Below are 25,639 nucleotides of genomic sequence, written 5' to 3' on the forward strand. Positions count from 1 at the left end.
TTATTTAAACTGATTTATTTTTAATTTTTTAGATTAGGTATTTTATGTTTACAAAGTTTTCACTCATATTAATTATAATGTTTTTTGGTATAGTTTCCTACGCTAATCCTAAACCTATAGGACTTGAATTAAATAAAACAACCTTAGAAGAGGTGAAAGAAAAATATAAAGTTATAAGGATGGAAGCTAATAAGTGGAATGGTACTAACTATTATATAGATACTAAAGATATTGATTTTAAAAATGTTTCAAGTGCTTTAATAATATGTAATGATAATAATATAGTGCAAGCTGTAATTTTAGTAATGGATAAAAACAATTTTAATGAATTGTTAGGTATGTTATCAGAAAAATATACATTGAAAGAAAAAAATATACCTTTTGTGGGTAATAAATCAGCAGTTTTTATTGATGGTAACTGTACTATTATTTTAGACTCTCCTCATCTTAATTTTAATATGGATTTAACTTATATAACTAATGAGTTTTATAGTAAATATCTAGATAAATTACAGCACGAAAAACAGCTTGAAAAAGAAAAAGAAAGATTTACTTTAAATAATATTGAAAATTTTTTACAAGTGTTTATTTTTCTTAAATTATTTAGCATATTAGAATATAATAGCACTTATGAAAATTATTGCGAAGATTCCAGCATGGATGCTTTTATGCTTATTCACGTTATCACCCATAACGGAAACAATCTATACTTCAGGGCTACCAAGTATCACTGAATATTTTAACACTGATGGTAGTACTACTCAAATCACATCTAGCCTATATTATTTAGGTTTTGCTCTTGGCATATTAACGCTTGGCAGATTATCCGATATTTATGGCAGAAGACCGGTTGTTTTATTTGGGCTTTGTATTTACGCTATATCTTCCATTATTAGCATTTTTGCACCTAACATAGAAACATTAATGTTAGCCCGTTTTGTGCAGGCTTTCGGCGTAAGTGTTGGTTCAGTTATCGGGCAGGCTATGGCTCGTGATTCTTATCAAGGTTCAGAATTATCATATGTTTATGCTAGCCTATCTCCATGGCTTTTATTTATCCCTTCTTTGGGTTCATCTATGGGGGGGTATGAATATTCAAGTTGGCATTACACTTTTGTATTCTTCAGTCTTACAGGTACAGTATTATTAATTTTATATTATAAAATTTTACCTGAAACGAATCCTTATATAAATTTTTCGCAAACTAGCAAATATTTTGAAGTTTTAAAAGTAGTTATCAGAGATAAAAGCTTATGGTTATATGCTTTTATTATTGGAGCATTTAACGGTATATATTATGGTTTTTATATAGAAGCTCCTTTTATTTTCATTGATAAAATAAAAGTTGCCCATCATTTTACGGTAAATTGGCATTCTTGTTATCTTTTGCTGGTATTTTTGGCGGATTTTTAGGAGGATATTTAATAAAAAAACGTCATGTACATGATCAAAAAGTAATGATTTTAGGGCTTATTTTTAGTGTAATAGGCTGTAGCTTGCTCGTAATTGATGCTCTAATATTACAGGATAAAGAGGTAGGTCAAAACATAGCGGTTATTATGATATTTGCACCTATGATGCTACATATGGTCGGGCATAATTTACTGATTCCTATGACTCTTCGTTATGCTTTAGAAGATTATGCTAAGGTAACAGGCACAGCAGGTTGTGTGTCCAGAGAAACTGGTATGTTCAGTAGGAGGTAACCCTACTAGATTAAAAGTTAGAGATCTATAGCTAGGATAGCAGCATGGCGAGAAATCAAGATGTTGGAACCTATCGACAAACTTACCTATAGGGTAAGAGCGAATTATCAGGCCGCAGCGAGAGCGAACACATAGGTGGCCCCGAAAGTGCGAAGCCCCGAAGGCCGAACTAGCGACCGTAGAGTGAAGGCAATATGTTCAATTGAAAACTAACTGATACAATTGGACACTTCGGCGGGGTGGGAGTGGCAGCATGATAATAAGGACATATTAAGTGACTGGAGAAGTCCTACTCATCCCAGGAAGAAAGCTCTTGGAGCAAGGTAAATTCTATAACTAGCAAAACTAGGAAATGAATTGAAGATGAGAGGATGGCGGATGGGTGTGTATTAGCAATGAAGCAGAGTAATGCCTGTGGAGCGAAGACACCCTACTGATAACATTATTCCAACAACAAGGGAGGTGAAAGACGAATGATAAAAACGTCTATAGAATTACAAGACCTGAGAAGGAAAATATACATCAAAGCTAAAGCTGAAAAGCAATGGCGATTTTGGGGATTATATGTTCATGTATGTAAGATAGAAACACTAAGAGAAGCCTACAAGCTAGCTAAGCATAATAAGGGGGCACCTGGAATAGATGGTGTTACCTTTGAAATGATAGAGTTAGCGGGGGTTGAACAATTTCTAGAAAACATACAAACAGAATTACAAGCCAGAACCTATTATCCTGAAAGGAAAAGGGTCAAGGTAATTCCTAAAGATAATGGGAATAAAGTGAGGAAGTTATCCATACCAACTATCAAAGATAGAGTGGTAGAAGGAGCACTAAAGCTCATTTTAGAACCAATATTTGAAGCTGACTTCCAACCTGGATCATATGGATATCGCCCTAAACGGACTGCAGCTGCGGCTATAGAAAAAGTTACAGTAGCAGCAATTAAGGAGAAGACAAGAGTAATAGATGTAGATTTACGCTCTTACTTTGACACGATTGCTCACCTTGAGCTATTTAACAAGATAGCAGAGCGTGTAAATGACAAAGATGTTATGAAGCTACTAAAATTGATAGTCAAAGCAGGTGGAAAAAGAGGCATATCTCAAGGCGGACCACTATCACCGCATTTAAGCAATATTTACTTAAATGAAGTAGATAAAATGCTAGAAAGAGCAAAGGAAGTGAGTATGTCATTGTCAAATAAAAAGGGACCACTAAATTACGTGAAAAAGGGACCACTTTATTTAAAATTTTTTATGTCATATTACCTCCAGATTTATAGTTATTAATACGATAACTTTTACCTGTGATGTTTAGTATATGTGCATGATGTACTACTCGATCAATAATTGCATGAGTTAATAACTCATCAGCAAATATTTCATTCCATCTTTCAAAATCCTTGTTTGTGGTGATAATGGTAGATTTATTTTCATATCGTTTAGCAATAATATTAAAAAAATCATCTACTGAATGTTTTGGTAATTGCTTAAAACCTAACTCATCAAGAATTAATAAGTCAAATGATAAGAGTAATTTAACTTTTTTGTGATAGCTATTATCTGCTCTTGCAATATGTAAATTATAAAGCATATCCGATACCGTAGTAAAATATACAGAGTATTCTCGTGTTAAAGCTTTTAATGCTAATCCAATAGCAAGATGAGGTGGCCCAATTTGTCTAGACTAAAAATTAAGATTTATGAGATATAAATTGTATTATAATTTTACTCAATAATTTTTGTAGAATACACCTGTTCTGGAGTGAGATATTCTAATGACTGGTGCATTCTTTTTCTATTATAAAAATTTATGTAATCAGTTATAGCATTTTTTGCCTCCTTGACAGTATTTAAAACCATCAAATATATTTTTTCTTGTTTTAATGAACGCCAAAATCTTTCTATAAATACATTATCTAGGGCTCTGCCTTTACCATCCATACTGATTTTGATTTCACGTTTAATTAGTTTATCTGTAAAATCTTTTGATGTAAATTGAGAACCTTGATCTGTATTAAAGATTTCAGGCTGACCATATTTTATTATTGCTTCTTCAAGTGCATCAATACAAAAGTCACTTTCTAAACTAATAGACACCTTCCAGCTCACAATATAACGACTAAACCAATCAATAATTGCTACCAAATATACAAATCCTTGTGCCATTCTAATATAAGTGATATCTGTACTCCATACCTGATTTACTTTAATAATTTCAACTCCTTTTAAAAGATATGGATATATTTTATGAGCTTGATTGCACTTACTTAAGTTCATTTTAGGATAGATAGCTTCAATAGCCATTATTCTATAATAACGACTTACTGCCTTGCGACCGATTGTGATTCCAAATGGTACAAGGTGCTCAGACATTCTTCTTGCTCCAAAGTAAGGATGCTGTGTGTATATTTCATCAATTACTTGCATTATTTCTAAGTCTTTTTGGGTTAAGCCTTGTGGCTTGTAATAATAGCTAGATTTGTTAATAAACAGTAGAGTACATTGCCTAGCGATACTTAGATTACTACAATCTTTATCTACCATATTTTTTCTAATTGCCAAGTCCAAACAATGTAGATTTTTTTTTCAACCAGTCATGTTCAACAGTTAACTGGTCTATTTGTTCATACAATTGTTTTATTAAATCCTGATGATCTGGATCCTTGGATTGTGGCTTAATTTGAAAACCACTAATTAAATTTTCTATACCTCTTTTTTTCCACGCTTGTATTTGTGTCGGATGAACTCCATATTTGCTACTAATTTGAGCTATTGTCATTTCAGCTTTTATTGTTTCTAAAACTATCTTTGTTTTTTCTGCTGCACTATATTGTTTCGCTTTTTTAGACATATAATTTCTCTTTTGTATCTGAAAATTATATCTCATTCTAGCATTTTAGTAGTCCAGTTTTTGGGTACCATTATAAATTATTATCTATGGTGATATGACAATCTTTTGCTACTTTTCGATTATGCCACGATGACAAATCAAACGTTTCTAATGGTAAGGGCATTAAATTATTACTTTCTTCTTGCTCAAATAGTTCCTGAGGAATTTTTTTAGTAGTACCATGTATTCGGTTATTTGCTTTATTTAACCAGTTTGCAAGATCGTGTATTAATTCTTCATATCTATGAAATTTACGTCCAGCAAAAAAATTATTTTTGACATACTTTATGCCTGATTCTACTTTGCCTTTTTCTTGAGGTTGATATATACGACAAGGAGAAAGTAAAATCCCATAATGATCAGCTAAACGTTTGTATTCCTTCTGATATACAGGCTCATAGAAATTGCTATCTACCACCCCAGCTTTAAGATTATCAAGTTTTATTACTTTTGGACTACCAGCAAAATAATTAAATGCATTGATATGACATTGTATCCATGTTTTACAACTTTGATCAAACACTACTTCATAATAATCAAGGCGACTATAGCTTAAACGCATATTAAACACATATGCTTTAACTCTACGCCCTTGGGCATTATACTGTAAGCCTATGTCACCAAAATCTACTTGTGCTTCCTCTCCTGCTAAAGTATGAAAACGAATGCAACTGTTATTCTGAATCTTATATTTTTTGATATAACGGGTTAGCGAACCATAACTTTTTGTATAACCTTGAATTTTTAACTCTTCAAAAATTCTTATGTAACTTAGATTCTTTTCTAATAACTCAATTATTTGTTCGTGCCAAGAATCCAGTGCTGAAGATCGTTCATAGGGTGCAGGATATTCTGTACCAGACTCTACGTAACGATTTATTATTTTTCTTACTGTTTTACGGTCTATCCTTGTTAGTTTGGCAATATTTCTTTGACTGTTGCCTTGCTTATAAAGGGTGATAATTGTTGTGTACATATTTATTCTTATCATTGTATCACTAGATATTTATTTTAATTAATTATCTAGTGAATATTGCACATTATAACCTTATTAGGTTACACCAAATTCTCTGGTCCCTTTTTCGTGCAATTTAGTGGTCCCCTTTACTTTAGCAATGACACTAAAAGCAAGTACACAACTAAAGAAACTTGATTTTAGCGGGTGTGATTTAGGTAATCAAAAAATATCAGTATTAGCCGAAGTTTTACAACTTAAGACTCTTACGCATCTTTGCCTTAATGCGAATTATATAGGGACTGTAGGAATAAACGCAATTATTGAAGCTTTAAAAGAAAGTACTACTATTATGCGTATAGATTTAGAACAAAATAATATGGATCAACAAAGTCAAATTATAATTGAGAAATATTTACAGAGAAATAAGAATTTATTGGAAGAACATAGTAATTTTCAAAAGTTAGTAGATAAGTTAAATGATAAAATACGCCAGTTTAGGATAAGGAGGTCTGAGGATAAGCAAGTAGTGTTAGAAATTTTTTAGATTTATTGAAATTAAAAGCATTTACGCAAGAAAGTATATGAACTAAGAAATTAATAGGGGAGCGATGTCTTGAATGTTCAAGGTTCATGCTGTTTTTTAGTACATTAAATACTGATTCAATTATTGATCTGCTTTTTAAGAGTATTTTATCTTCTATATCTAATAAATGATTTTTCATATCCTTGCGAATCCCAGTAAATAACCGTAGCCCACGACTAAATAATTTAGCGGACATTTCCTTAGAAATATAAGCCTTGTCTCCAAATAATTTACCCCATAATCCTTTGGTAATTGAGTCTACAGCAGATAAATCACTAGCATTACCCTTTGTTATTTTAATTGCCATAATCTGACCTTTATTATTAATTACAATATGTAATTTAAATCCCATAAACCATCCGTAACTACTCATACCTATTTTAGCAATGCCACTAAACACTTTATTATTATTTGTACGTTTTGCATGACATATCGATAATTTGGTTGAATCAACAAAATATATACCAGTCTCATCTCCTGTAAATAATTGTAACATTATAGTTAAAGGTAATACTAATCTTGGCCACAACTGGATTATCCGACTGTAACTAGGAAGACTAAAATATCCTCTATATTTACATGATAGATGATATAAATAATAATTCTTAAAATCTTTGCATGGAGATATATAAAAATATAATACTATAGTTATATAGTTCTGAAAGCCTTAAACTCCCTGATCTCCTACGCTTCCTAACGCTGGGTATTAATTTGCTTTCTTCCCATTCTTCGTAAACTTTACAATAATTATCTATTATACAAAATAGAGTTATGATACATCTTTTCATTGTTGAGTGCATATTTTTTTGATTCAAAATCTATGTAACTCAACACTCCTCTCTTGTAAATACCCTGCTTTATTATCTTTATTCCTTACACTCTTATCCTAAACTGGCGTTAAAATAGCTAATAATGCTAACATAAAAGATAAATCTATAATAGAAGATACTATAAAATACATAATACAAAAAACTCCTCTCCTTATTAGGACAATCGACCGAGACCAAATAATAACTGATATACACAAGCTTTTAAATAATAAGTTTACAGCGTCAAAATTTATGGGCATAAAAGAAGAGCTTGAGGAATTAATAGAACAACAAAATATAAATGATGATACTAATGTCCTTGGAGCAGATAGTATGTTTGGCTGAAAAACGGACAAGGACAATTTGTCCCCTTAAATTCATCCTGCTTGTAAATTTTGTTGCATAAAAAAAGCTTCATTTATATACTGTTTTTTATCCGTGGTGGTTAGCAAATCGTACTACTTGCCTCCACCACACTAAAGTTTATTTACTTTAATCTGTTCTTTCTTAACAAATGAATGATAATTTTTCTAAATCTTTAATACAAATCTCATGAAATTATCCGATTTTGACTTTGACTTACCTTTAGAGCTAATCGCTCAAAACCCAGTAAGCAAACGTGATGAGTCAAATTTATTAATTGCTTCTACACAGCAATATGTCAAGACCAAATTTTACAATATTATTGATTATTTAAAAGAAGGGGATCTATTAGTTTTTAATAACAGTAAAGTGATCAAAGCCAAGTTAAATTTAGACAAAAACATCACCATAAACTTAAATCAAAAACTTAAGGATATAGTGACGAACGACGATCTAGGCAAACTTAAATCAATCGACTATTGGTCAGCTTTTGCAAAACCTGCACGTAAGCTAAAGATAGGCGATGAGTTTTATTTTGATGATCATAAAATAATTATCACCGAAAAGCTCGAAATGGGTGAGATTAAAATTAAATTTGAACTTGCTAATATTTCGGTGTTTGAGTTTTTAGATAAATACGGCGAAATGCCATTACCACTTTATATTAAGAGACCATTTCAAAAATCGCTAGCTCAACGTCATTGCGAGGAAAGACACAGTCCTGACACGGCAATCTCGTTACAAAATCCTGAGATTGCCACGGTGTCCCAAAGGATGCCTCGCAATGACAATAAACTCGACGATGAACGTTATCAAACAGTTTATAGCAATATTCAAGGTTCGGTTGCTGCACCAACGGCAGGCTTACATTTCACAAACGATATAATAAATAAGCTTAAAGAAAAAGGGGTGCAAGTGGCGTTTGTAACTCTACATGTCGGAGCAGGAACTTTTATGCCAGTTAAAACCGAGAATATTAACGAGCATAAAATGCATACGGAATATTGCTCTATTACTCCTGAAACCGCTGCAATTATAAATAAGGCTAAACAAGAAAAAAGATGTATTATAGCAGTCGGCACTACAAGCCTTAGAACTCTTGAAAGCTCTGCTATAAATGGCAATTTAAATTCTGGCGAGTTTGAAACCGATATCTTTATAACTCCAGGATTTAAATTTCAAATAGTCGACATGTTGCTTACTAATTTTCATTTCCCAAAATCTACTTTATTTATGCTAGTTTGTGCTTTTGCTGGCTTTAAAGAAATGCACGAACTATATAAATACGCCATAAAAGAACAAATGCGTTTTTTTAGCTACGGCGATGCAACACTTTTGTACAGAAAAGTATAAATTTAAATATATCCTAAAAACTTCTTGATTAGAATTTGGATGAAGTAAAAGAATATCACAGCAGCACAGCAGATCATGATACTTATTTGCATAAGCTGCGGAAGCTGTTTTGCTATATTTGAGGTTTCAGTCGAAGAAGGTTTATAAATAAATCCTAATATTTTGATAAGATACAGGCTTGAGAATATACTACTAATTATTATAACAGCCATCACGATAAACTGATTCTGTTCGGCTGCTGCCAATAAAATTGAGAATTTACTTATGAAGCCGCTTAATATCGGAATACCGATTAGCGATAATGACGATATTAATATCATAAAAGAAATCAATGGGAATTCTTTTGAAGTACCTGCTAAATCCTGCACTTGATTGGCTTTCTTTAGGCTATAAATACTCCCCATACTATAAAATAAACAAATCTTTGTAAAAGAATGCGATACTAAATGTAGAGTTGCAGCGGCTAAGGACTTAGGCGTTAGCATAAAAGCACTAAGCAATGCTATACTTAATTGATTCATAGTGGAATAAGCAAGTATTTTCTTAATATTATCCGTTCCAAAAGCTTTAAATGTACTATAAAAAATGCTGACTATCGGAATAAAAATCAGCCAGTTAAATGCTTCAAATATTTCTTGTAAGTATGATAAGCCAAATATATATACTAAAATTTTATAAATACAAAATAAGCCGGTTTTTACTACTATCACTGCATGCAGTAAACTACTGACAGGATAATGTGCAACCATTGCTGCGGGAAGCCATGTATGTACTGGAAAAATCGCTGTCTTTGCAATACCGAAAATAAACATTAGCAATAAAAGAATAGACTGATTTTTAGAAAAATGCTCTAGCATTAGCCCTTTACTTCCGAAATCCCCATTACCGATTTTAGCATAAATGATTATAATAGCCGGCAAAAATAACATAATTCCGGTGATCATCAAAATTTTTAAATATTTATATAATCCCGTAAGCACTATGTTATTTTTAGTATGCCCTATTAAAAAAGCCGTAGAAATTGTTAAAAGCTCATAACAAATAAACATCGTAAATAAATTGCTAGATAGGGCAATTAAAACGCTGATAAGAATAGTTAGATTAAAGAAGAATAAAAACCTTGAAGAGTTTTCTATATTATTAATAGCAAGATATTTCGGAGTATAAAGCAGCGAGCAAATCCATAAAAAGCTAATCAAACTTAAGAAGATCAGCCCTAAAGGTTCGAGATGAAAACCTATAAAATAATTACCGAATATATGGAACTTAAACCCTGCTCTTACGCCTTTTAAAAATACCCAATCAATAATTAGAATATTACTAAAGAAAAAAATCCCGATAGCAATAAGTAAAAAATTACGTGTAAAACTATCTTCTTTAGTCACAAACGGACTAGTTAAATTCAGCATACCAACTAGTAAAGTTGATAGAATCAAAAGATTCGGAGTGGTAAATTGTGCTAGCATGTTATTATGTTTTTATTAGTTATCAACACCATTGCGAGGAGTGGCAAAGCCACGACGCAGCAATCTCAGGATTTTATTGTGTCATCTAGTTAGCTTTTTCGGCGTTGTTACGTACCTCGAAAAGCATCCTCAGTGTCATCCCGTGGCGGCATTGCCTGCGTGGATCGGTTTTTCCGTCTAAGCTAAGGAAATTACGAAGTAATTGACGAAGCAATCCAGCTAAAAAATGCTAATTTATAGTATTTTTTATTATTTTTTCTAGATTGCCACGCTCATTTCATTCGCGTAGCTCAGACGACTTTCGATCCACGCAACAATGTCTCCCGCGGCTTGACCACGGGATGACACCGAAGATACCTCTCGGCTTATACAAGTAATAACATCAAAAGCTTTTTCTTTTCTTAAGTTGATTCTTGCTTTTGCAAAAATAAAAGTTTCACCATTTTATAGTGATAGAATAATGATCCTACCGAGCTTAGTAAAATTATTATAAAATCTAATAATAGATTTTGCTTTAAAAATAATTCTAGAATACTTACCTTAACAAAAAATAATGGGCTAATTGGCAAGCCGCTGCTACAAATTACAGCTATTATTACTAAAACTTGGTTCGGTTTTTTCGAATATGCTTCTTTATAAGCAGCAATTAGAAAAAGAGCTATTTTATTTATGCTATCTATAATCAATAAGCATGGCAAAATTTTCATACCGCTATCGGTAACATATAACAAAAATACATAGCCTATTTGAGTAATACACGAATATACTATAATTTTCTTAAAACTCTCAGACTTATAAGCAAAATACGGGACTATAATAAGCGTCAATAAAGCAATAGGTCTTATAAAATTGTTAATTGCTAGTTTAATCGTTTCATAATTTATAATGAGATAGGTAAATTTATATATTATATATACACCTATTATAGTCGAAATTTCTGCCAAATATACTAGAATCACTGAAGCGGTGCTGCTATAAGCTCTCATCATCCAAAAATGCATAGGGAAAAAAGCAGTTTTTAAAATAACCCCTATTAAGAAAAATCCTATAGATAAAGTTACAATATTTGAATTAGAATATTTTTGTAAAAATCCAGCTACATCCAACATATTTAAACTACCTGTAATGCTTAGCAGAAAGCCTATGGCTATAAGAATTAAAGTTGCCCCAATACTACCCATTATTAAATAATCAAGAGCACCTATTAAGGATTTATGGTTACCACCGCTAGCTATCAGAACGTAGCTACTAAGTGCTGAAATCTCTATAAATACATATAAATTAAAGAAATCATTAGTACTAACCATTCCTAAATAACCCATATGAGCAAACAGTAATATGGCGTAAAATAAAGTTCTTCTACTAATGTTAATATATTTTAGGATAGTTTGGTTAGTGATATTGTAGCAAAAAATTAGAAAGAATAATAAAACCGAATTAAGGTAAATAATAATAGCTTGATTCAAAGAGTTTAAATAATACTCAATCCCGATAGAGGAAGCCCATCCTCCCATCACATAAGAAATTTCAGTATTTTTTACAATAAAATACCCGTAAATACTAATTATAAAACTTGTTAAAACACAGCAGATAGTAATGATTCGAGTTAATAAAATAAAACGAAAAAATATTGTCGCAAGTAATGCCCCTGCAAATGGGAATAAAATCTGTAAGATTGGGAAATGGTTGGCTAGGATCATGGGTTTTTATTCAAATCGGTGTCATCCTGTGGCTTGTCCACGGTAGTAAGTAAAAACAACTTTTGATACTAATAATTTTAGTACTTTAAGCTGGATCCCGCGATCAAGTCGCGGGATGACAGGGGGAGAATGATCCACGCAACAACGCCGCCACGGGATGACAGGTGGTTACAAATAACATACTAGAAATATATCTATTTATCAAAACTAATTTCGTTTTCTGATATTGTACCAAAGTGTTTATAAATTTGATATATGAAACTTAGAGCTACGCTAAGTGTTGCAAAACCCACTACTATAGCTGTTAGCATCAATACATGAGGCAACGGGCTGGTGTAGGTAGTGACGCTTTCTTGCATAATAGGTACAATACCTGTTTTAACTTTACCCAAAGCTAAATAAAAAACTAATACTGAACTTTGAAAAACCCCAAGACCTATAATTTTATGAATATAATTATGACTTGTAAGCATTATAAATAAACCCGAAGTCAGTAATATTAAAGCAAAAAAATATATTAAATGGGACATATGTTATATAGTTAAGTGAAGGATAATACGAAGATCAACTTGAAAAAGAGCAAGGAGACTGTAAGCCGAGGTGCGGAGCGTATACTTAATACGTGAGCAGCCGAGGACTTACAAAGACGACGCAGCCAATTTTTCAAGTTCATCGAGTATCAGTATGCTCTAAAAGATTCATTGAATATACAAGTAATCTTTTTACCTTTACGCACAGCAAGTTTTGGGAATACTTGTTCAAGAATAACTAAATTAGGGTTATCTGGAGCGAGACGATAATTTACTAAAGACTCACGCAGTGAATCATCTACAGCAAAAATACCAGGAATTTCAGAATTTTTATCTCTAAATTGTAGATAGGTGAATTCGCCATCGTCAAAAATTTTGATAGGAGCTATTTCTTCACTACCGCTAATATAATAGTTAAAGTTATATTTTTCTGGATGATTAAGATCAGGGCTTGCCGAAGAGGCAATATAAGTTTGCATGTGACCACCAGCATTATCATTGTCATCATCTGGATAAAGAAATTTTACGTTAAAAACCATTTCTGGATCACGCATATCAAGAGTCTCAGCAGCGTATAGTTCAAAGAAATATGTTCGTTTATTAGTAATTAAAGTCATATTAGTAGTGGCATCCTGTTCCATCGGTTTAATAAAAATCCTATGACCTGCAGGTACTATTTGCCAAGAAGTAGTATCACCCATAGAGATACTCACTATTTCTTCATCTCTTGCAAGTTCTATACTTGCTTGATAGCCGTAATATCCTGTAAATTTAAAAACATCATCAGGGTTATAAACCATAACTCTTAAACGAGAATCTTGCCCCAAAGGTCTTGACTCTCTAATAGCAAATATATTTAATGTAAAAAATATTATTGTAAAAAATATTATTAATCGCTTCATATTATTTCTGGTTTTTATCTTTTAATAATTTTAGCTTATAACTGGTAACAGTAAAATTAAATGGAGCATTAGGCGGAAGATTTGCACCGATAGAATCCATTATATAACCTATTTTTGCTTCCCATAACATATTTTCTAAAACTTCCCCTGCACTATTTTTAGCTAATGACTCAAAAGTAACAGCTACTTCATTATTATTTATATTTTGAATTGATGTTATATTAATTGAACGCCTATATAATTTTTGATATCGCATAACCGGTGATAGCGGGTTATCAATATTCATAAAATTAGCAAATTGCATATAAACAATACTTGTAGAACTATTTTTAATAAAAACAAATTGTTGTTTTAATAAATCATAATTATATTCCTCTCGCTGTAGTACGTAATTTTTGAGCATAATATTAGCAACAGAACCATAAGGGTCACGCAATGCAGATTCTTTAGTGTTAGTAATAGTAGCTTGTTTTTCGGTACTAGATTTTATCAAGTAACTTATTTTTTCTTTTATAGGTAATAATACATCAATATTTATACAAATAATAGTAAGTAATAACGTAAATGTTGCACATGCTAAAAGTAAAAGAGACCTACTACTTAACGGCACTACATATTTAAAGCTGTACCATTTTCTTGCATCACTAAAATATTCGCCGGATTTAACATATTCTTGTACGGCACTAAGTACTGGATCCATAATTATTTAGTAATTGATGAGTATTTTTATCCCCATAACCTTAGCATAATTATTTTAATATAATTATCATTTGTTAATTTAAGATTATTTAAGTTATAAAATAACTTTATATTGTTGCTACAATACCAAAATACTACTTAATTTTAAAATTAAAGTTAACCACCCTGCATTGCAAATGCAGGGCTTAAGATTATGGCATCAATGCCTTAGCTATAGCTAGTTTTCAACTTGAAAGTTTCCAAACTTATCATCTCTCGATTCATGTTTATCAATATAATCCTTGATCATTTGGTCAGTCACATTGCCTGTGGTTCTGACAAAATATCCAACAGCCCATAAGTGTTTACCCCAATACTGTTTCCGTAATTCTGGAAATTCCTGCTGAATCTTCCTTGAACTCTTTCCTTTTAGATACTGTACCACCTTACTAATACTTTGATAAGGTGGCACAGATACATAGATATGTACGTGATTTGAAGCTATCTTCCCTCTTAATATCTCTACTCCATTATCCTTACATATCTCTTGGGTTAGGTCCTTGACTCTCCTACCAATATCACCAACCAATATATTATATCGATATTTAGTCACCCATACTATATGATAAGTGCAATCGTAAACTTAAATTATACAATAATAATTATTGATGGTAATAATATTGTATCAATATTATTGTTATATAACACTGTTTACAATCTTTTTAATATTTTTTTACACTTAAAATAAATTTTTGTAAAAAATGCTTGTGAACAATTATATACTAAGCTAATTTAAACAAGTAATAAAATAAACCACTATTATATATTTAAGATGTTAAAATTATTCAAGTTTGGGGTATTATTAATTATGCTTTCACAATTATTATCATGTACACCCTCAGCACCTTACGAAATTAAAAGCCCGTGTGTTGCAGCTGAAATTAATGATGAAGCAGAGTTAAGTATGAATCCTTGTGTAAGAAGACCGGTTAATTCTATAATAGATATAGCATAAATATATCAATGACACTTATTTCGCTAGTAACCGTTTAATATAACAATAGAAGTATGTTAGATAATATATTCGGCTTCTTTAAATCAAGTGATAAAGCACAAAATGATGCAAAGAGCGAGCAAAACCAAGCAAATCCGCTAAAGATAACTCAAAATTGGTATGAAGAACGTGCTGATAAGCTGATTGTTCAACGTAACTTATTAATAATATTACTAATAATATTATCAATTTTTATGGTAATATCTACTTTAGTAATAGCTTTTGTGGTAAAATCTAAACAAATTGATCCTTTTGTCATTCAGCTTGATGATACTACCGGTCGTGCATCAGTAGTAGAACCTATTTCATCACCAGTGCTTACTGCAGATGAATCTCTTACAAGATATTTTATAAAAAAATATATAAATGCAAGAGAAACATATAATTTTGTTGATTTCACTACCTTGGCACGCACTACTATAAGATTACTTTCAACGAGTAATGTTTTTTATGGTTATCTTGGGTATATAAGAGATAAAAACAACGATCCAAGTTTAAAGTATCAGGAAAATAATACGACTTATTTAGTAGTAAAGTCATGGTCAAAAATTGCCTCAGACAAATATATAGTTAGATTTTCCGTAAATGAAGCAACAGGAAATCAAACAGTTTATAATAAAATAGCAGTAGTAAGTTATGCTTACGTACCAATGCAATTAACAGATTCAGAACTTGATATAAATCCTGTAGGATTTCAAGTTAACGGATATAGGGTAGACGATGATAATAGTTAGATTTTGTTTTTTAATTTTTATATATTTAAGTGGCTTAATAGCTAATGCTGACTGCCCACTTTTAGAAAATGATCCATGTAGTAATATCAGTAATAATTATTTGGATGATTTATCTATAACTAGGGATAATAGGATACAAACATATATATATAATCCTAATGAAGTTTATTTATTAACACTGCATTTCGGTTTTCAAGCACATATAGAATTTGCTAAAAATGAAGAAGTTCAAAATATCATCCTTGGAGACGCCTATGCATGGAAACTAACTCCTATTGGTAATCGTTTATTTATAAAACCTCTTGAAAAATATATTCGTACTAACATGACTATCATAACTAACAAAAGAACATATGAATTTGATATTTCTTCTGTTGAGTTAATGGAAGGTCATGAGAAAGAGTTAGTATATGTAATTAAATTTGACTATTCTAAGAATAGAACAAGCAATAATTACATGGCAAGATACTAGTATAGTTTACGTCATTGCGAGCGACTGCAAGGAGTGCGGCAATCTCATAAAGCAAACTCCTGAGATTGCCACTTAATAACAACAAACTATAATATAATTTAAATATGGCCGAAGAGCAAAACAATAACAGTTCTTTATCAGGAGCGGATACACCTGAAGTTCAAAAAGAATTATCAAAAGTTTCAGTGAGTTTTAATAAAAGTATCGCTATCGTAGTTGTAATTTGCGGTATTCTTATATATATTTTTTATTCTCTTTTCTTTGCTCCTAAAAAAGAAGAAATTCAAAATACTAATATACCTAGCAATATTGTTAAACCTGTTGAAGATAATTCAGATAACGTACCTGAAATACCTAAATTACCGGATCCACCAAAGCTTGAGACACCGACACCACCTCCACCTACCCCTCCGGTAGTGGAAGTACCACCAGTTTTACCTCCAACTACCCCAGTAGAAACGGATAAGTCAAAAACACTTCCAGCTCCGCCTATTTCGTTACCTTCAACAAACGGACCTTTAGTTGAAAGTGATGAGGAAAAGAAGCGTAAACAAGCAAAAAGAACATCATCTATTGTGCTAGTTAGCGGCGTAGAACCTAAGAAGACAGCTGAACAAGTTGCTGCGGATGCAGTATTTAAAGATCGTGGTGACATGTCTTTAATCTTAGGGCGTGGTAAATTAATTAAGGCAGTACTTGAAACAGCTATAAATAGCGATCTTGGTGGCGAAATAAGAGCTATTATTAGTAGAGATGTATATTCTGAGAAAGATAAAATAATATTAATACCGAAAGGATCGAAAGTATTTGGTAAATATGCAACTTCAACTTCAGCAGATAGCTATGGCAGAGTTTCTGTAATATGGGATAGAATAGACTTAACTAATGGCTATACTATAGCATTTGATTCGCCTGCAGTTGATAATTTAGGAAGACCAGGGGTACAAGGAAGAGTAGATAATAAATATAAGGAGCAGTTTGCTAACTCAGTATTACAGTCTGCTTTCAATATAGGAATTGCCAAGGTTCTCGATAAATTAGTACCTCCGCCTATAAACTCACAAGCTGCTGCTACTAATAGTGCTATTGCTACTCAGTTATTAAATACTGCTCAAACAATTTCCCAAAATACTAGTTTGGATCCAAATACAAGAATAGTTACAATTTGTACAAATGTTTTAGCTGCTATTACTGATAAAACATCTACTGCCTATACTACAATGACACAAGCCTGTACAACTGCCCAAGATGCTTCTTCGGCAAATACACCTGAACAGAGGCTAGCTACATTAGTACAAGCGGTTAATACAGCTGCTTCAAGCTTGCTTACTAGTACTTCTATAGCATCAAATCCAACTCAGGCACAACAAGCTTCTACGCAAGCTTTTACAGATATTACTAATACTGTACAAAATATGATAACTCAGCAGCAATTTAAACCTACTACAACGATTAATCAAGGTACTCCGATTAAGATATACGTTAATAAGGATTATAAATTCCCTGCTACTGTTTTAACAAAATCAAAGGTAGTAAAATGAGTGATGCATTCGCTGCCTTAGAGACCTTTTTATTACCGTTTAAAGAATTATTTGCTGAAGATGGTATTAACGAGATTATGGTTAATAAACCTGGAGAAGCATGGGTTGAGAAGAAAGGAGATATATATTCTAAACAATTACCAGAGCTTGACGCGGAACATTTACTTTCGCTTGGACGTTTAGTTGCTCAATCTACTGAACAAATGATTTCAGAAGAAAAACCTTTACTTTCAGCCACACTTCCAAATGGTTATCGTATTCAAATAGTATTTCCACCTGCTTGTGAAATAGGGCAAATCATTTATTCTATAAGAAAGCCAAGCGGTATGAATCTAACTCTAGATGAATACGCTAAAATGGGAGCTTTTGATGAAACCGCAACAGAAAGTTTAGTAGATCAAGATGAAATAATTCTAAACGGATATTTAGCTGAAAAAAAGATAAAAGAATTCATTAAACACGCAGTTATTTCAAAGAAAAATATTATAATTAGCGGCGGTACTTCAACAGGTAAAACTACTTTCACTAATGCAGCACTTACTGAAATACCTCAATTGGAAAGATTAATTACAGTAGAAGATGCTCGTGAGGTTGTATTATCTAGTCACCCTAATAGAGTTCATTTGCTTGCTTCTAAAGGTGGACAAGGACGAGCAAACGTTACTACTCAAGATCTAATAGAAGCGTGTTTGCGTTTAAGACCTGATAGAATTATAGTTGGTGAGCTTCGAGGTAAAGAAGCTTTTAGTTTCTTGCGAGCTATTAATACTGGTCACCCAGGTTCTATATCTACACTTCACGCTGATAGTCCTGCTATGGCAATTGAACAACTAAAATTGATGGTTATGCAAGCTGATCTTGGTATGCCACCTGAAGAAGTAAAAAAATATATTTTAACAGTTGTAGATATTGTAGTACAATTAAAACGTGGCAGCGGCGGTAAAAGATATGTATCGGAAGTATATTATAAAAAGAATAAAAACGCCGAAGGAATGGTGTAGTGAGAGCGTCATTGCGACGAGATGCATAGCATCGACGCGGCAATCTCATAAAACAGTACAATACTCCTGAGATTGCCACGCTCCTTTTAGTCGCTCGCAATGACATAAAAAATAAAAATCAAGGATTACTAAATGGAATGGCATAACATACTCAAAGTCACTAGAAATATATTCGGTCATGCTATAATTCATCCGGTTGTTATTTTTAGTACCTTATGGATAAGTGGTGCATTTGTTGCAATCTTTACCAATGAAATTGGGACTCTTGGAGTAGATGTAACTGCTATAAATATTGCTTATAAATGGGCTTATTGGCTTGTTAGCGTTTGGGGACAATTAAAAATCTCTGATTATAACTATTTAAAATTAAAGCTACTTGCTTCACTTCTTGGTCCTGCTCTTGTCGTTATAATATTTTACATTAAGAACTTTGAGAGAATCAAATCGCTACAATTTTTTGAGCAACCCGAAAAAGTCTATGGTGATGCCAGATGGGCAAGTCCTGCAGATGTTGAATCGGCTGGTCTTAGAGCTAAAAAAGGTATGCTAATCGGAGTTGATAGTGGTGGTTATTTTGTTGCTGATGGATTCCAGCACGCCTTATTATTTGCTCCTACCGGTTCTGGTAAAGGTGTGGGCTTTGTTATACCTAACCTATTATTTTGGTCTGATTCAGTAGTTGTTCATGACATAAAACTTGAAAACCATGGCTTAACGAGCGGTTGGCGTGAGAAACAAGGTCAGAAAGTCTTTGTATGGGAACCATCTAACCCAGATGGTATTACTCACTGCTATAATCCGATTGACTGGGTTAGTACTAAGCCTGGACAAATGGTTGATGACGTACAAAAAATTTCAAACCTTATTATGCCTGAAAAGGATTTCTGGAATAATGAAGCACGAAGCTTATTCTTGGGCGTAACTTTATATTTAATAGCCGATCCTGTTAAAACCAAATCCTTTGGTGAAGTGGTGCGTACCATGAGAAGTGATGACGTAGTCTATAATCTAGCGGTCGTGCTTGATACTTTGGGCGGGATAATTCACCCTGTTGCATATATGAATATTGCAGCTTTCCTACAAAAAGCCGATAAAGAGCGTTCAGGTGTTATATCAACCATGAACTCATCACTTGAGTTATGGGCAAACCCATTAATTGACTCTGCTACTGCTTCTTCTGACTTTAACGTGCAAGAATTCAAGAAAATAAAAACAACTGTATATGTAGGTCTTACTCCTGATAATATACAACGTTTGCAGAAATTAATGCAGGTATTTTATCAGCAAGCTACAGAGTTTTTAAGCCGAAAAATGCCTGATTTAAAAGAAGAACCTTATGGCGTGATGTTCTTACTTGATGAGTTCCCAACACTTGGTAAGATGGATACGTTCAAAGCAGGTATTGCTTATTTCAGGGGTTATAGAGTTCGTTTATTCTTAATTATTCAAGATACACAGCAGCTAAAAGGAACATATGAAGATGCGGGTATGAACTCTTTCTTATCTAACTCAACATATCGTATTACCTTTGCTGCTAATAACTATGAAACCGCAAATTTAATATCACAATTAGTAGGTAATAAAACTGTAGAACAAAGATCGTTCAGCAAACCTATATTTTTTGATCTTAATATTTCTACTAGAACACAAAATGTTTCTCAAGTTCAAAGGGCTTTACTTTTACCTCAAGAAGTAATACAGTTACCAAGAAACGAGCAGATTGTTTTAATAGAGTCTTTTCCTCCGATAAAATCTCGTAAGATTAAATATTTTGAGGATAAGTTTTTTACCAGTAGATTATTACCGCCGACTTTTGTACCTACTCAAGTACCTTTTGATCCGCGAGCAAATAATAACGAAACTAACGAAACTTCTAATGAGACAGAAGAGGCTGCTGTTGCTCCAGAAAACAGTGAGTAATATATACCCAAATGATTTGAGTATAATTCTACTCTTAAAAGAAAAGAAGTATATACGAAGATGCGTTCAGCTATTATTGATATCGGTTCAAATGCTTTAAGAGCTGTAGTTTATGAAACCGATGAGCTTGGAGCTCCTGAAATTTTTAATTATAAATTCAAAAATTACCTAACCAATCTACTCAATTTAGATAATTTAGATATAAAACATCAAACATATTTATCTCTACAATATCTCACTCATATTTTTACTAAGCTTTCTGTTACTAATATCAGATGCGTTGCAACAGCTATACTCAGGGAACACCCAAAAGCAGAAGAATTTAAAGCAATAATCGAAAAGAAATTCAATATTGAAGTTGAGATTATCTCAGGTGAACGTGAAGCTTATTTAACCGCTGCCGGTTTAATTTCAGGAATTAGCGATGCTTCAGGTATTGTAGCTGATCTTGGTGGCGGCAGTTTAGAGCTTGCACAAATTGCAGATAAAAAAGTTGGTAAATTAAAATCGCTACCGCTTGGCACGCGGATTATTGCTAATAATAATTTTGATAATCTTGGGCTTATTACTGAATTAATTGAAAAAGAATTTGGTCTTGAGCATTATCCTAATCTATATTTAATCGGTGGTGCATTACGTTTAATGAGCCGAATATATATGGAATCTATTAATTACCCTCTTAAAAATTTACATAACTTTGAAATAAGCCGTGTAGAATTTGAGTTATATTTGGAAAAATTATCACAAATCGATAAGTTAAAGCTTAGCTATTATGAACAAAAAGCGATTAATTATAACGCTGTTTTAGTAATAAAGGCGATGATTAAAGTATTTTCTCCAGAAAAAATTATCATCTCAAATTATGGCTTAAAAGAAGGGGTGAGGTTTGATTCACTACCGGATAATGAAAAAGAAAAAGATATTATTTATGAGCGAGTTAAGAGATTAGTAAAATTTGATAGAAATATATGTAAAATCGATCAATATATTGAAGCTGTAAAATATCTTCTCATTAATCCAGATGATACTACTCTAATAACAGTCGAGCTAGCTATAATGCTTGCTCAGTATAACAAAAATATCGATAAAACACTTAGAGCTAATTTCGTTTCAGAATTTATTCTGTCTTCAGATATTCCCTTTAGCCATAGACAGCGTCTAATGCTCGGTATTGCACTAACTGTTACTTATACTGCTAAAACTGATATGAATATTAATAAGATAGCTAAAAAAATGATCAGTAAAAGCGATTATTATAACAGCCATATTATCGGTTATTATATAAAGATTGCTAGAGAAATCGATGGACCAGAATTTCAAGAACCCTCTTTCTCTATCAAGCTAAAAGATGACGAATTTTTACAAATCAATACTTCTATTCTTCCTAAACAAGTCTTCGAAAAAGTCCATGAACGCTTAAAAGATATAAGAAGTGCTAGGAAAAATATCAACCAAAGCTTTAGTGATTAATATACTCATACTGTCGTCCCGTGGGGGCATTGCCCGCGTGGATCGATTTTTCCTCTGTCATCCCGCGACTTGATCGCGGGATCCAGCTTAAGGTACTAAAATTATTAGTATCGAAAGTTGTTTTTACTTACTAACGCCAGTTTAGGATAAGGAGGTCTGAGGATAAGCAAGTAGTGTTAGAAATTTTTTAGATTTATTGAAATTAAAAGCATTTACGCAAGAAAGTATATGAACTAAGAAATTAATAGGGGAGCGATGTCTTGAATGTTCAAGGTTCATGCTGTTTTTTAGTACATTAAATACTGATTCAATTATTGATCTGCTTTTTAAGAGTATTTTATCTTCTATATCTAATAAATGATTTTTCATATCCTTGCGAATCCCAGTAAATAACCGTAGCCCACGACTAAATAATTTAGCGGACATTTCCTTAGAAATATAAGCCTTGTCTCCAAATAATTTACCCCATAATCCTTTGGTAATTGAGTCTACAGCAGATAAATCACTAGCATTACCCTTTGTTATTTTAATTGCCATAATCTGACCTTTATTATTAATTACAATATGTAATTTAAATCCCATAAACCATCCGTAACTACTCATACCTATTTTAGCAATGCCACTAAACACTTTATTATTATTTGTACGTTTTGCATGACATATCGATAATTTGGTTGAATCAACAAAATATATACCAGTCTCATCTCCTGTAAATAATTGTAACATTATAGTTAAAGGTAATACTAATCTTGGCCACAACTGGATTATCCGACTGTAACTAGGAAGACTAAAATATCCTCTATATTTACATGATAGATGATATAAATAATAATTCTTAAAATCTTTGCATGGAGATATATAAAAATATAATACTATAGTTATATAGTTCTGAAAGTGTCATTGCTAAAGTAAAGGGGACCACTAAATTGCACGAAAAAGGGACCAGAGAATTTGGTGTAACCTAATAAGGTTATAATGTGCAATATTCACTAGATAATTAATTAAAATAAATATCTAGTGATACAATGATAAGAATAAATATGTACACAACAATTATCACCCTTTATAAGCAAGGCAACAGTCAAAGAAATATTGCCAAACTAACAAGGATAGACCGTAAAACAGTAAGAAAAATAATAAATCGTTACGTAGAGTCTGGTACAGAATATCCTGCACCCTATGAACGATCTTCAGCACTGGATTCTTGGCACGAACAAATAATTGAGTTATTAGAAAAGAATCTAAGTTACATAAGAATTTTTGAAGAGTTAAAAATTCAAGGTTATACAAAAAGTTATGGTTCGCTAACCCGTTATATCAAAAAATATAAGATTCAGAATAACAGTTGCATTCGTTTTCATACTTTAGCAGGAGAGGAAGCACAAGTAGATTTTGGTGACATAGGCTTACAGTATAATGCCCAAGGGCGTAGAGTTAAAGCATATGTGTTTAATATGCGTTTAAGCTATAGTCGCCTTGATTATTATGAAGTAGTGTTTGATCAAAGTTGTAAAACATGGATACAATGTCATATCAATGCATTTAATTATTTTGCTGGTAGTCCAAAAGTAATAAAACTTGATAATCTTAAAGCTGGGGTGGTAGATAGCAATTTCTATGAGCCTGTATATCAGAAGGAATACAAACGTTTAGCTGATCATTATGGGATTTTACTTTCTCCTTGTCGTATATATCAACCTCAAGAAAAAGGCAAAGTAGAATCAGGCATAAAGTATGTCAAAAATAATTTTTTTGCTGGACGTAAATTTCATAGATATGAAGAATTAATACACGATCTTGCAAACTGGTTAAATAAAGCAAATAACCGAATACATGGTACTACTAAAAAAATTCCTCAGGAACTATTTGAGCAAGAAGAAAGTAATAATTTAATGCCCTTACCATTAGAAACGTTTGATTTGTCATCGTGGCATAATCGAAAAGTAGCAAAAGATTGTCATATCACCATAGATAATAATTATTATTCCGTACCAGCAAAATATATATACAGTGAAGTATTGGTACAATTATCACCAAACCTTGTTCAAATATTTTCTATACAAAATGATTTAATAGCAAGGCACGTTAGAGTAGATGGCAAAGGAATATTTACCACTAATCCGTCTCATTATGCCAAATATAAACGTCTATGCCCAGGTTTTATAGAATATAGCGAACATTATCAACAACAAATGCAGCAGATAGGCAATAATTGCAGTTTATTATTAGAGTTATTACAACAAACACGAGTAAATGATTGGCAACGTTGTGCCAGAGGTATTATTTCTTTACGTAAGGTTTACAATGATGAGTTAATAGATAAAGCCTGTCATAGAGCATTACATTACGGTATAAGTTCTTACTCTAAAATTAAGAATATCTTAAATAGTAATGCAGTAAACTTACCATTGCCAGAGTTTGGAGGTCAGAATGCAGAACTTGCTTAATGACCTACGTAGTTTTAGATTATCAGGTATAGTCAATAGCTTAAATGAAAGGATTATTTATGCTCAAAATAATAAACTAGGATTTAAAGAATTTCTCTCACTATTATGTGAAGATGAAAAATCTCACCGTAAGTATAATAATTACCGTCGTCGTAAAAATGCTGCTAAATTACCGGTAACTAAAAATTTAGAAGACTTTGATTTTCAGTTCCAACCAAGTATTGATACCAAAGTAATAAGTGATTTATCTACTTGTGATTATATTAATACTAAGGGCAATGTCATATTCATAGGTAATTCTGGAACTGGCAAAACTCATCTTGCTATTGGATTAGCATTAAAAGCTTTAACACGAGAATACTCTGTATATTTTACTACGGTATCGGATATGCTTTATAATTTACATATTGCAAGAGCAGATAATAGCTATCACAAAAAAGTTAAATTACTCTTATCATTTGACTTATTAATTCTTGATGAGTTAGGTTTTAAGCAATTACCAAAACATTCAGTAGATGATTTTTTTAATATTATTGCTAAACGATATGAAAATAAATCTACCATTATCACCACAAACAAGGATTTTGAAAGATGGAATGAAATATTTGCTGATGAGTTATTAACTCATGCAATTATTGATCGAGTAGTACATCATGCACATATACTAAACATCACAGGTAAAAGTTATCGTATTAATAACTATAAATCTGGAGGTAATATGACATAAAAAATTTTAAATAAAGTGGTCCCTTTTTTACGTAATTTAGTGCTCCCTTTTTATTTGACAATGACATGAAAGCCTTAAACTCCCTGATCTCCTACGCTTCCTAACGCTGGGTATTAATTTGCTTTCTTCCCATTCTTCGTAAACTTTACAATAATTATCTATTATACAAAATAGAGTTATGATACATCTTTTCATTGTTGAGTGCATATTTTTTTGATTCAAAATCTATGTAACTCAACACTCCTCTCTTGTAAATACCCTGCTTTATTGTCCCAAATTTGGGAGAAAAACCCCGCACTTGCAGTGCGTCGTTTTAACATATAGAATGTAGAG

At 32.2% G+C, this 25,639-nt stretch carries 25 protein-coding genes and 2 pseudogenes; 15 read left to right on the forward strand and 12 right to left on the reverse strand.

Features of this window, described 5'->3' with window-relative positions; genetic code table 11:
- Positions 1-44: 44 nt before the first annotated feature.
- The 3 genes and pseudogenes from AAGD54_RS05915 (at position 45) to AAGD54_RS05925 (ending at position 2,995) form a co-directional block, all read left to right on the forward strand.
- Complete coding sequence (locus AAGD54_RS05915) at positions 45-734, forward strand: hypothetical protein (RefSeq protein ID WP_341788214.1); 690 nt, start codon at positions 45-47, stop codon at positions 732-734.
- A pseudogene (locus AAGD54_RS05920) lies at positions 631-1,673 on the forward strand (Bcr/CflA family efflux MFS transporter); the annotation flags it as partial. The gene AAGD54_RS05915 and the pseudogene AAGD54_RS05920, both read left to right, overlap by 104 nt.
- A 506-nt stretch (positions 1,674-2,179) precedes the next feature.
- Entirely contained in the window at positions 2,180-2,995 is an 816-nt protein-coding gene (locus AAGD54_RS05925) for a reverse transcriptase domain-containing protein (protein ID WP_341794364.1), read from the forward strand.
- On the opposite strand, the gene AAGD54_RS05930 is transcribed toward AAGD54_RS05925, so the two are convergent.
- The 4 genes from AAGD54_RS05930 to istA (AAGD54_RS05945) form a co-directional block, all read right to left on the reverse strand.
- Positions 2,961-3,383, reverse strand: a complete 423-nt coding sequence (locus tag AAGD54_RS05930; RefSeq protein WP_341795194.1) for an ATP-binding protein — start codon at positions 3,381-3,383, stop codon at positions 2,961-2,963. The two genes, AAGD54_RS05925 and AAGD54_RS05930, sit on opposite strands and share 35 nt — an antisense overlap.
- 50 nt (positions 3,384-3,433) lie before the next feature.
- Entirely contained in the window at positions 3,434-4,252 is an 819-nt protein-coding gene (locus AAGD54_RS05935; protein ID WP_341794365.1) for an IS3 family transposase, read from the reverse strand.
- 7 nt (positions 4,253-4,259) lie between these two features.
- Positions 4,260-4,559: a transposase gene (locus AAGD54_RS05940; RefSeq protein ID WP_341794366.1), complete on the reverse strand. Its 300-nt coding sequence runs from the start codon at positions 4,557-4,559 to the stop codon at positions 4,260-4,262.
- Positions 4,560-4,629: 70 nt separating this feature from the next.
- Entirely contained in the window at positions 4,630-5,574 is a 945-nt protein-coding gene (gene istA / locus AAGD54_RS05945; RefSeq protein ID WP_341794367.1) for an IS21 family transposase, read from the reverse strand.
- 139 nt (positions 5,575-5,713) lie between these two features.
- Between istA (AAGD54_RS05945) and AAGD54_RS05950 the strand changes: the two genes are divergently transcribed.
- Entirely contained in the window at positions 5,714-6,100 is a 387-nt protein-coding gene (locus AAGD54_RS05950) for a hypothetical protein (RefSeq protein WP_341794368.1), read from the forward strand.
- Here AAGD54_RS05950 and AAGD54_RS05955 read toward each other — a convergent pair.
- The gene (locus AAGD54_RS05955; RefSeq protein ID WP_341795150.1) at positions 6,051-6,791 is read right to left on the reverse strand and encodes an IS982 family transposase; all 741 of its coding nucleotides are present in this window, start codon (positions 6,789-6,791) and stop codon (positions 6,051-6,053) included. The two genes, AAGD54_RS05950 and AAGD54_RS05955, sit on opposite strands and share 50 nt — an antisense overlap.
- Positions 6,792-7,500: 709 nt before the next feature.
- On the opposite strand from AAGD54_RS05955, the gene queA reads away from it, so the two are divergent.
- Entirely contained in the window at positions 7,501-8,664 is a 1,164-nt protein-coding gene (gene queA, locus AAGD54_RS05960) for a tRNA preQ1(34) S-adenosylmethionine ribosyltransferase-isomerase QueA (protein ID WP_341794369.1), read from the forward strand.
- Between the two features lie 2 nt (positions 8,665-8,666).
- Here queA and AAGD54_RS05965 read toward each other — a convergent pair whose 3' ends face one another.
- From AAGD54_RS05965 to AAGD54_RS05975, 3 genes are all read right to left on the reverse strand, one after another.
- Positions 8,667-10,130: a proton-conducting transporter membrane subunit gene (locus AAGD54_RS05965; RefSeq protein ID WP_341794370.1), complete on the reverse strand. Its 1,464-nt coding sequence runs from the start codon at positions 10,128-10,130 to the stop codon at positions 8,667-8,669.
- 401 nt (positions 10,131-10,531) lie between these two features.
- Positions 10,532-11,830 carry a proton-conducting transporter membrane subunit gene (locus tag AAGD54_RS05970; protein ID WP_341788257.1) on the reverse strand — a complete coding sequence of 433 codons (1,299 nt, stop codon included), beginning with the start codon at positions 11,828-11,830 and terminating at the stop codon, positions 10,532-10,534.
- Between the two features lie 194 nt (positions 11,831-12,024).
- Positions 12,025-12,360 (reverse strand): Na+/H+ antiporter subunit C, encoded by a 336-nt coding sequence (locus tag AAGD54_RS05975; RefSeq protein ID WP_341788258.1) that lies wholly within the window; start codon positions 12,358-12,360, stop codon positions 12,025-12,027.
- A gap of 39 nt (positions 12,361-12,399) precedes the next feature.
- Here AAGD54_RS05975 and AAGD54_RS09465 point away from each other — a divergent pair.
- A pseudogene (locus AAGD54_RS09465) lies at positions 12,400-12,523 on the forward strand (palindromic element RPE5 domain-containing protein).
- Here the strand turns inward: AAGD54_RS09465 and virB9 are convergent.
- From virB9 to tnpA, 3 genes are all read right to left on the reverse strand, one after another.
- Positions 12,510-13,262 (reverse strand): P-type conjugative transfer protein VirB9, encoded by a 753-nt coding sequence (gene virB9 / locus AAGD54_RS05985; protein ID WP_341788259.1) that lies wholly within the window; start codon positions 13,260-13,262, stop codon positions 12,510-12,512. The pseudogene AAGD54_RS09465 and the gene virB9 sit on opposite strands and share 14 nt — an antisense overlap.
- Before the next feature lies 1 nt (position 13,263).
- A complete protein-coding gene (locus AAGD54_RS05990) occupies positions 13,264-13,962 on the reverse strand; it encodes a VirB8/TrbF family protein (protein ID WP_341788260.1) in 699 nt (232 codons plus the stop codon).
- Positions 13,963-14,178: 216 nt separating this feature from the next.
- Positions 14,179-14,562, reverse strand: a complete 384-nt coding sequence (tnpA, locus tag AAGD54_RS05995) for an IS200/IS605 family transposase (protein WP_341795195.1) — start codon at positions 14,560-14,562, stop codon at positions 14,179-14,181.
- A 210-nt stretch (positions 14,563-14,772) separates the two neighbouring features.
- Here tnpA and AAGD54_RS06000 point away from each other — a divergent pair, with 210 nt between their 5' ends.
- The 7 genes from AAGD54_RS06000 (at position 14,773) to AAGD54_RS06030 (ending at position 22,132) form a co-directional block, all read left to right on the forward strand.
- Positions 14,773-14,955, forward strand: coding sequence for a DUF2706 domain-containing protein (locus AAGD54_RS06000; RefSeq protein ID WP_016948043.1), 183 nt, complete (start codon positions 14,773-14,775; stop codon positions 14,953-14,955).
- Positions 14,956-15,008: 53 nt separating this feature from the next.
- A complete protein-coding gene (locus AAGD54_RS06005) occupies positions 15,009-15,728 on the forward strand; it encodes a virB8 family protein (RefSeq protein WP_341794371.1) in 720 nt (239 codons plus the stop codon).
- Positions 15,715-16,200 (forward strand): TrbG/VirB9 family P-type conjugative transfer protein, encoded by a 486-nt coding sequence (locus AAGD54_RS06010; RefSeq protein WP_011477674.1) that lies wholly within the window; start codon positions 15,715-15,717, stop codon positions 16,198-16,200. The genes AAGD54_RS06005 and AAGD54_RS06010 overlap by 14 nt, the downstream gene beginning before the upstream one ends.
- A gap of 104 nt (positions 16,201-16,304) precedes the next feature.
- Entirely contained in the window at positions 16,305-17,741 is a 1,437-nt protein-coding gene (locus AAGD54_RS06015) for a TrbI/VirB10 family protein (protein WP_341794372.1), read from the forward strand.
- Positions 17,738-18,742 (forward strand): P-type DNA transfer ATPase VirB11, encoded by a 1,005-nt coding sequence (gene virB11, locus AAGD54_RS06020; RefSeq protein ID WP_012151688.1) that lies wholly within the window; start codon positions 17,738-17,740, stop codon positions 18,740-18,742. The genes AAGD54_RS06015 and virB11 overlap by 4 nt, the downstream gene beginning before the upstream one ends.
- A gap of 132 nt (positions 18,743-18,874) precedes the next feature.
- Complete coding sequence (locus AAGD54_RS06025; protein ID WP_341794373.1) at positions 18,875-20,662, forward strand: type IV secretory system conjugative DNA transfer family protein; 1,788 nt, start codon at positions 18,875-18,877, stop codon at positions 20,660-20,662.
- Between the two features lie 60 nt (positions 20,663-20,722).
- The gene (locus tag AAGD54_RS06030) at positions 20,723-22,132 is read left to right on the forward strand and encodes a Ppx/GppA phosphatase family protein (protein ID WP_341794374.1); all 1,410 of its coding nucleotides are present in this window, start codon (positions 20,723-20,725) and stop codon (positions 22,130-22,132) included.
- Between the two features lie 141 nt (positions 22,133-22,273).
- On the opposite strand, the gene AAGD54_RS06035 is transcribed toward AAGD54_RS06030, so the two are convergent.
- A complete protein-coding gene (locus AAGD54_RS06035) occupies positions 22,274-23,014 on the reverse strand; it encodes an IS982 family transposase (RefSeq protein WP_341795150.1) in 741 nt (246 codons plus the stop codon).
- A gap of 158 nt (positions 23,015-23,172) precedes the next feature.
- Between AAGD54_RS06035 and istA (AAGD54_RS06040) the strand changes: the two genes are divergently transcribed.
- Positions 23,173-24,579: an IS21 family transposase gene (gene istA / locus AAGD54_RS06040; protein WP_341794291.1), complete on the forward strand. Its 1,407-nt coding sequence runs from the start codon at positions 23,173-23,175 to the stop codon at positions 24,577-24,579.
- Positions 24,563-25,306, forward strand: a complete 744-nt coding sequence (istB, locus tag AAGD54_RS06045; protein ID WP_341794375.1) for an IS21-like element helper ATPase IstB — start codon at positions 24,563-24,565, stop codon at positions 25,304-25,306. Before istA (AAGD54_RS06040) ends, istB begins: the two co-directional genes overlap by 17 nt.
- Positions 25,307-25,639: the final 333 nt, after the last annotated feature.

Source organism: Rickettsia endosymbiont of Rhinocyllus conicus, assembly GCF_964026465.1.
In the GTDB taxonomy this organism is placed as follows: Bacteria; Pseudomonadota; Alphaproteobacteria; order Rickettsiales; family Rickettsiaceae; genus Rickettsia.